The organism is Streptomyces sp. NPDC025806 (genome assembly GCF_055558275.1).
On the sequence record NZ_JBVHMU010000014.1, the window covers coordinates 202236 to 210433 of the forward strand.

At 75.4% G+C, this 8198-nt stretch carries 7 protein-coding genes; 2 read left to right on the top strand and 5 right to left on the bottom strand.

Annotation, left to right across the window (positions count from 1 at the left end):
* Positions 1–11: 11 nt before the first annotated feature.
* From ACZ4E1_RS28965 to ACZ4E1_RS28975, 3 genes are all read right to left on the bottom strand, one after another.
* Positions 12–1433, bottom strand: a complete 1422-nt coding sequence (locus tag ACZ4E1_RS28965) for an amino acid permease (RefSeq protein ID WP_467544774.1) — start codon at positions 1431–1433, stop codon at positions 12–14.
* An 88-nt stretch (positions 1434–1521) separates the two neighbouring features.
* On the bottom strand, positions 1522–3582 hold the full coding sequence (locus tag ACZ4E1_RS28970) for a phage holin family protein (RefSeq protein ID WP_467544803.1): 2061 nt from the start codon (positions 3580–3582) through the stop codon (positions 1522–1524).
* Between the two features lie 159 nt (positions 3583–3741).
* Positions 3742–4170: a hypothetical protein gene (locus tag ACZ4E1_RS28975; protein WP_467544777.1), complete on the bottom strand. Its 429-nt coding sequence runs from the start codon at positions 4168–4170 to the stop codon at positions 3742–3744.
* 81 nt (positions 4171–4251) lie between these two features.
* Here ACZ4E1_RS28975 and ACZ4E1_RS28980 point away from each other — a divergent pair, with 81 nt between their 5' ends.
* The gene (locus tag ACZ4E1_RS28980; RefSeq protein ID WP_467544779.1) at positions 4252–5025 is read left to right on the top strand and encodes an MBL fold metallo-hydrolase; all 774 of its coding nucleotides are present in this window, start codon (positions 4252–4254) and stop codon (positions 5023–5025) included.
* Entirely contained in the window at positions 5025–5654 is a 630-nt protein-coding gene (locus ACZ4E1_RS28985) for a DedA family protein (protein WP_467544807.1), read from the top strand. Before ACZ4E1_RS28980 ends, ACZ4E1_RS28985 begins: the two co-directional genes overlap by 1 nt.
* Here ACZ4E1_RS28985 and ACZ4E1_RS28990 read toward each other — a convergent pair.
* Positions 5634–6695, bottom strand: a complete 1062-nt coding sequence (locus tag ACZ4E1_RS28990; protein ID WP_467544781.1) for an MBL fold metallo-hydrolase — start codon at positions 6693–6695, stop codon at positions 5634–5636. The two genes, ACZ4E1_RS28985 and ACZ4E1_RS28990, sit on opposite strands and share 21 nt — an antisense overlap.
* Complete coding sequence (locus ACZ4E1_RS28995) at positions 6692–7969, bottom strand: aminotransferase class I/II-fold pyridoxal phosphate-dependent enzyme (protein WP_467544783.1); 1278 nt, start codon at positions 7967–7969, stop codon at positions 6692–6694. The genes ACZ4E1_RS28990 and ACZ4E1_RS28995 overlap by 4 nt, the downstream gene beginning before the upstream one ends.
* Positions 7970–8198: the final 229 nt, after the last annotated feature.

Here is an 8198-nt window from a genome sequence, read left to right on the forward strand (position 1 = left end):
GCGCCCCGGGGTCAGGCCCGGGGCGCCGGAGTCTGGGCGGCGCTCTTCTTGCGGGCGGCCATGCACGCGTACACGAGGACGCCCACGAAGAGGAACAGCACGCCCTGGTAGACGGCCGCGTAGCCGGCGCCGCCGACCAGCCACATCGAGAAGCCGAACGCGGCGCAGGCGAGCACCAGGTCGCGCACCAGCCGGGCGGGCCGGACGCGGTCGCGGCGGCCGGAGAGCAGGAAGTAGATCTGGGCGGCGGTGGCCAGGAGGTAGGGGACGGTGGCCGTGAACGTGGTGACCAGGACCAGCGTCTCGAAGACGCCTGCCGAGCCGAACGTGTAGTTGTACACGGTCAGCAGGGAGGCCAGCGCGACGGCGACGACGACGCCGAAGGTCGGGATGCCGCGGCTGCGCCGGGTGAACGCGGCGGGGAACAGCCCGTCCTTCGCCGCCGCGTACGGGGTCTGGGCGCTGAGCAGCGTCCAGCCGTTGAGCGCGCCGACGATGGAGACGATCGCGGCGATCGCGACGGCGGTGCCGCCCCAGGTGCCGCCGAACATGGCGTTGACGGCGTCGGACAGCGGGGCGTCGGAGTTCACGAGCTTGCCGTGCGCGACGGTGCCGAACACGGCGACGGTGCACAGCAGGTAGAGCAGCGCGGCGAGCGTGGTGCCGAGGACGGTGGCGCGGCCGACGTTGCGCCGCGGGTTGCGGACCTCGCCGGCGCTGACCGACGCGGACTCGACGCCGATGTAGCTGAAGAGCAGGATCGCGGCGGACGCCGAGACGGCGCCGAGCGCGGAGTCTCCACTCGCCTGGAACGGGCCGAGGTTGTCGGCGTCGAAGAAGAACAGTCCGCCGATCGCGACGAGCAGCAGCGGCGCGAACTTCAGGATCGTGGAGACGAGCTGGACCGCGCCGAACCAGCGGGTGCCGGCGAGGTTCGACAGGGCGGGCAGCCACTGGCAGGCGAGGGCCGCGACGATCGTCCACAGGGTCGAGCCGTTCAGCGGGAACAGCACGTCGAGGTAGCCGACGGCGGCGACGGCGAGCGCCGCGTTCGACACCCAGGCGGTGATCCAGTAGCTCCACGCGGCGAGGAACCCGGCGAAGTCGCCGAAGGCCTCGCGGGCGTAGACGTAGGGGCCGCCGGTCTTCGGGTGCCGGTGCGCGAGCCGCCCGAAGACGAGGGCGAGCGCGATTGCGCCGACGGTGAGGACACCGAAGGCGAGCAGACTGATCGTGCCGTACGGGGCCACGGAGGCGGGGAGCAGGAAGATGCCGCCGCCGATGATGTTGCCCATGACCAGGGCCGTGGCGATCGGCAGTCCGAACCTTCGGGTGTGCCGGCTCTCGCCCTGCGCGTCACCGGACGGGGGCTGCGCGGCCTCCCCCTGGTCGAGCTTCGCCGAGACCTGGAGTGAGGTTCCGGTGTCGTGCATGTGGGGGGTGCCTCTCGGTCGTGCCGTCATCGCCGCGGGATCGCCGGGCGACGACCCATGGTCCGGCGGGCGGGCACCGGCCGCCAAATCAGGCGGATTCCTCCCGCTGCTCAGGGGGAGCGACCGTAAAAGATGCGATGTCGGCGCCGCCCGCCGGGGAATTCTCCACCGGCACCTGAGGGCCGTCGCTCTCGCGCAGCCAGCGGCGCAGCACGTGGTGGACCTGCTCGGCGCCGACGAGTTCGGTGCCGTCGGCGACCGGCGCGGACAGGTCCGGCGGCGAGAGCAGGAAGGGCCGGCCCTGGGCGCCGCCGAGCCCGCCGTGCGAGCCGACCTGCTCCTCGAAGGCGAGCACCTCGCCGTCCACCGGGTCGTGGAAGGAGTTGACCATGATGTCGGCGGTGTGCGGGAAGGAGTGGGTGCGGCGCACGGCGTCGGCGGCGCCGGGGCCGAAGTCGGTGAGCGGGCCCTTGCCGTCGGCGAGCGCGTCGAGCGGTGTCGCGGTGCCGCGCGCGCCGAGGACGAGGCCTCCGTGCTCGGCGCTGCGCACGAGCAGGAAGCCGATGCCGGGGTGGTTGGCGAGGGTGGCCAGGAGCGCCGGGTGGCGGCGGTCGATCTCCTCCTTCGTCATGCGGTGCGGCACGTCGGGGAAGGAGACCAGGCCGAGGTTGCCGGAGGCGAGGACGACGGGCTCGCTGCGCCGGCCCCGGAAGACGGGCGGTTCGGTGCGCTCGACGGGCCGGTGCAGGGCGGCGCGCACGGCGGACCTGGCCTCGGCCCCGCTGCGGGTGCGCCGCACCTTGCGCGGCACGGGCAGTCCGCAGCCGGCCCGCACCAGGTCCTGGAGGGTGAGTCCGTAGCGGGAGCGGAAGGTCTCGCCGGGGCTCTGGCCGTGGTCGGACAGGACGACGATGCGGTACGGGCGCGGCGCGTGCTCGGCGACCTTCGCGATCAGGGCGAGCGAGCGGTCGAGCCGTTCGAGGACCTTCTCGGCGTCGCGGCCGAACGGGCCGGAGTGGTGGGCCACCTCGTCGTAGGCCACGAGGTCGGCGTAGACGGCGCTGCGGCCGGCGAGGAGGTCGCCGATGACGGCCGCGACGACCACGTCCCGTTCGACGACGGTGGCGAAGGCGCGGATGAAGGGGTACAGCCCGCCGCGGCCGACGCGCGGGCGTTCGCCGCGCAGGCGGGCCCGGGTGGACTGGCCGATCTCGCGGCCGACCTCGGCGCAGAAGGACAGGGCGGTGCGCACCGCGTTGGCCGGGTCGGAGAAGTAGGCGAAGTAGCCGGCGCGGGAACGGTTCTCCTTGCCGCGGCGGGCGGCGACGGACAGGACGAGGGCGACCTGCTCGGCGCCGCCGCTGAAGAGGTTGCCGCGGCTGGCTCCGTCGAGGGTGAGCAGTCCGCCGTCGCCGGTGCGCTCGACGGCCCGGCGCTGCAGCTCGGTGGCGCTGGTCGGGCGGTTGGACACCTGGATCTCGCCGGTGTCCTTCTCGTACCAGCGGAAGGCGGGCACGTCCCAGGTGGAGCCGTGCAGGATGCCGAGCTGGCTGGCGCCGGTCTGGCTGGACCAGTCGGTGCGCCAGGGGGTGAGCCGGTGGCCGCCCTCGCGCAGCCAGGCGCCGACGGTGGGCATCAGGTCCTGGTCGGCGGCCCGCTTCAGCAGGTCGTGGCCGACTCCGTCGAGCTGGAGGAAGACGGTACCGGGGGTGGGCGGGCAGCCGGCGTCGGGGCCGGCCCTGCGGCGCCGGCGGGCGGCGAGCCGGTACAGGCGGCGCCGGTAGGCGTCGTCGTCGCGGACGGCGAGGGCACCGCCGGTCGCCGACGCGACGGCGGACATCACGGCGGCCACGACGACGGCGGTCTCCGCGTTGATCTCGCCCCGGCCGTCGGGCACCAGGTGCAGGGCGACGAGCAGCACGCCGCCGTTGAGGAAGAAGACGACGAGGCCGAGGACGAGCGCCGGGACGAGGAGCAGGGCGCGGACCAGGAGCGGCCAGACCAGGGCGGACAGGACGGCGAAGGCTCCCGCGCCGGACGCGGCGGTGATCGCGACCCGGGTCATGCTGTCGCCGTTCGCCGACTGCAGCTGGAAGTCGGGCAGGAGCCCGGCGAGGACCATCATCGTCAGGGTGCTCGCGGCCCACACCGTCAGGGAGCGCCACAGGGTGCTCGCCGCCCGCCGCCACCACCGGCCCGATGCCACGTCTCCGGCTCCCCTCGCCCGATCCGCCCCGTTCGTCCTGTCGTCGGCCAGGCTTTCACACGGCCCGGCCCGATCGGTCCGGCCGCACCGACGTGGCCGGATTCAGCAGCCGTCGTACCCGGCGGTGGGCATCGACAGGCGGCGGTGGACGCGGGCCTTCATCTCCGTGTCGTACGCGGGCTCGGCCAGGCCCGCCGTCTCCATCCGCACCCCGCGCCGCGCGCATTCCTTGGTGAAGGCCTCGGGCGAGCGCAGGGCCGCGTTCAGGACGCGGTCGCAGGGGACGACGAACAGGTCGACCAGGCCCGCGTCCACGTCGTCCCAGAGCACCTCGTGGTCGGGGCGCAGCGCGTGCACGAGCAGCTCCCGGGTGACGACGTAGCCGCGCTCGGCGGCCCAGCGGGCGCACATGGCGTGCTGGCTGCGGGAGTCGACGAGGAACGGGTCCGCGTCCAGCTCCTCCAGCGGAGTCAGGCTGGCGATCGACGCGACCCGCAGCGGACCGGGTCCCGAGCCGTCCGGTGCGCCCATGGTGTCCCCCTCACCTCGTCTTTCGGGCTCGACCCTACTCCTGCACGTAGGCTCGGGGCAGTCGCACGGAGGAGGCAACGGGTGCCGGTGGAGATCACCTGGTGGGGTCATGCCACGTGCACGGTCGAGGACACGGGGACCCGGGTGCTCACCGATCCGCTGTTCACGCGGCGCCTCGCGCACCTGCGCCGGCGGCGCGGCGCGCCTCCGCCGCCGAGCGCCGCCCGTGCCGACGTCGTCCTCGTCTCGCACCTGCACGCCGACCATCTGCACGTGCCGTCGCTCGCGCGGCTCGCGCCCGGCACCCAGGTGCTCGTGCCGCGCGGCGCGACCCGTTCGGTGCCGGGGCTGCGCCGGCTGACCGCCCTGCGGGTCACGGAGGTCGGGCCCGGTGACGTGGTGGCGGCGGGCGGGGTCTCGGTGCGGGTGGTGCCCGCCGAGCACGACGGGCGGCGGCTGCCGGTGGGCCCGCACCGCTCCCCCGCGCTCGGCTTCGTGGTGACGGGCGAGGCGCGGACGTACTTCGCGGGCGACACCGGCCTGTTCGACGGCATGGCCGAGGCCGTGGGCGCCGTGGACGTGGCGCTGCTGCCGGTCGGCGGCTGGGGCCCCTACCTCGGCCCGCACCATCTGGATCCGGCGCGGGCCGCCGAGGCGCTGGCCCGGATCGGGCCGCGCAGCGCGGTGCCGGTGCACTACGGGACGTACTGGCCGATCGGGATGGACGCGGTGCGCCCGCACGAGTTCCACACGCCGGGCGACGAGTTCGTGCGGCAGGCCGCGCTGGCGGCGCCCCAGGTGGTGGTGCACCGGCTCGGGCACGGCGAGAGCGTGCGTCCGGAGGTGGCCCGTTGATCCTCGCCACCGCCACGCAGGTGGCGCCGGAGTCCACCCAACAGGCCATCGGCTACCCGTCCTTGTTCCTGCTCGTGTTCATCGGGGCACTGGTCCCGGTGGTGCCGACGGGCGCGCTGGTGAGTTCGGCCGCGGTCGTGGCGTTCCATCAGACGGCGCCGCTGTCACTGCTGTTCGTGTTCCTCGTCGCCTCGCTCGCGGCGTTCCTCGGCGATGTCGCCCTGTACTGGCTGGGGCGGCGCGGCATGGGATCGCGGAACGGATCGCGGTGGCTGGAGGCGATCCGGTCGCGGGCGCCGGAGGAGCGGCTGACACAGGCGCGGGACAAGCTCGCCGACCACGGGGTGCTCGTCCTGGTGCTGTCCCGGCTCGTGCCGGCCGGGCGGATCCCGGTGATGCTGGCGTGCCTGCTGGCCGGGATGCCGCTGCGGCGCTTCGCCCGCGGAGACGTCCCGGCCTGTCTGGCCTGGGCGGCGACGTACCAGGTGATCGGGATCCTGGGCGGCTCCCTGTTCCCGAAGCCGTGGCAGGGCGTGGTCGCGGCGGTGGCGCTGACCCTGGTGATCAGCGTGGCGCCCGGACTGTGGCGCCGGCTGCGGGGCCGGGAGTCAGGCGGTCAGCACGCGTGAGCCGCCCACCGGCAGGTCCCACAGCGCGGTGCGGGACAGCCCGGCGCGGTCCCAGGCCTCCCGCAGCCGGGTGAGCGGCTCCAGAACCGGCTCGGCCGACAGCAGGAACGTGGCCCAGTGCATGGGCGCCATCCGGCGGGCGCCGACGTCCTGCGCGGCGCGCACCGCGTCCTCGGGGTCGCAGTGCACGTCCCGCAGCCACCAGCGCGGGTCGTAGGCCCCGATGGGCAGCAGGGCGAGGTCGATGTCCGGGTGGCGGCGGCCGATCTCGCGGAACCAGTGGCCGTAGCCGGTGTCGCCCGCGAAGTAGATCCGCTGTCCGTCACGGTCGGTGAGGACCCAGCCGCCCCACAGCGTGCGGCAGGTGTCGGTGAGGCTGCGCTTGGACCAGTGGTGAGCCGGGACGAAGTCGAAGCGGACGCCCTTCAGCTCGGCGGCCTCCCACCAGTCGAGCTCCGTGACGTGGGTGAAGCCCCGCCGGGTGAACCAGCGGGCCAGACCGGCCGGGACCAGGACCGGGGTGGCGCGCGGGAGGCGCTTGAGGGTGGGCCAGTCGAGGTGGTCGTAGTGGTTGTGGCTGATGACGACGGCGTCGACCGGGGGCAGCGCGCTCCAGGCGATGCCGGGCGGGGTGACGCGAGCCGGGGTGCCGAGGATCTTGCGGGACCAGACGGGGTCGGTGAGGACGGTCAGGCCGCCGACGCGGATGATCCAGCTGGCGTGGCCCACCCAGGTGACGGCCGCGGTACGGGCGTCGACGTCGGGCAGCGGGCCCGGCGCGAACGGCAGGTTCGGGATGTCGGCCAGGCCCTCGGCGGAGGGCCGCACCCGGCCCTCGCGGGCGAACCGGGCGAAGCCGCGCAGGCCCGGCAGCGGCGCGGTCAGCCGGTGCGCGAAGGTCTTGGGCCAGCGGCGCGGGATCCGCAGGACGTCCGCTCCCCCGCCGAGCGGCCTCGGCTCGGCGAGGGGCGGCCGGACCGCCGTGGCATCGGCCCGCGGTGCGGGCTCCTCCGTCGTCGGCGCCTCGGACGCTTGCGTCATCGCCGGTACTCCCATCCTTCGCCTGCCGGTCCACCGCCCGCGGGGCCCGCCGGGCCCGGCTCGCCGCGGAGGTCGCCGAGCACCGACCCCACCATGCTCAACAGCCTTTCCACATGCGGCAATTCCAGGGGCTCCGGTGAGGTGAGAGACGCGGCCCGCTCCTGCGGGGTTGAGCCCGCCAGCGGACCCGTGGACAGGCGCACCCGCAGGGCGGCCGGGGCGTCGCCGAAGCGGTGGCCGCCAGGAGCGGGCATGCCGAGCCGTCCGGTGAGGAAGTCCTCCAGTTCCTGGGCGTCCGTGACCCCGCGGGCCGCCAGGTGGGGGCGCAGCGGTTCCAGGTCGGCGTAGAGGTGGCGGCCCGCGCGCGGCGGCCGGGCCAGCGCTCCGGCCGCGAGGACGGCCTCGTGCAGGGCGCCGGCGAGCCGGGCGTGCAGGGCGACGGCGGCGGTGCGGCGGGCGGTGACCGCCTCGGGTTCGCCCAGGACGTGTCCCGCGGCGGCCGCGACGGGGGCGGCGAGGAGGGCGCCGGTCGCGGTGAGGACGTCGCGGACCCGGTCGGCGAGCCGGGCGCCCTCGGCGGTCGCCGGGAAGCGGGCGCAGGCCGCGGGGAGCGAGGGCGGCAGGAAGGCGCCGGTCAGATCGGTGAGCACGGTGACGGCGTCCGGGTACATCTCGGCGGGCCCGAACAGGACGGTGTCGGCGCCCGGGTGCACGGTGTCCCGCCAGGTCTCGTCGCTGACCACGTGCAGGCCCTCGCCCACGGCGGCCTCGACCGCCTCGTGCAGCACCTCGGGCGGCGGCACCGTCGCGGTCGGGTCGTCGGGGACGGCCAGGACGAGCAGCCGCGGGTCCCCGCCCTCGGCCCGCACCCGGCGCACCGTCTCCAGCAGGGCGTACGGGTCCGGGACGCCGCCGCACTCGGCGGGCGTCGGTACGCGGAAGGCGTCCCGGCCCAGCAGCCGGGCCTGCGGCACCCACCAGGCGGGGCAGGGCCGGGGGACCAGGACGTCGCCGCCGAGCGCGGCGGTGACGGCGAGCAGGAGCGGGGCCCCTCCGGGGGCGGCGGTCACCTGGGCGCGTTCGGTCGGCAGGCCCCGGCGGCGCCAGTAGCCTCCGGCGGCCTCCAGGAGGGGTGGGGGGCCGCCCGGTGGTTCGGGGGTCTGGCGTCCGGCCGCCGCGGCGACGATCGCGCTCAGCTCCGGCAGTACGGGCAGTCCCGGCTCGGGCAGCACGGGCCCGTACCGCACCGGTCCCCGGTCCTCCGCACGCACCATCGGGCCTCCTGGGTCTCGCCTGCCCCCAGGGTGGCATCCGACCGGGATCCCGGCGCGCCGTAACTCCGCCGGACGGCCACCGACCACCGGCCGGTGGGGGGCTGGTCGCGCAGTTCCCCACGCCCCTGACGAGGCTGCGCCTCATCGGGGAAATGCGACGCGAAGCGTCTGCATTTCAGGGGCGCGGGGAACTGCGCGAGAAGCCCCACCGGCCCGCACCCGGCGACGA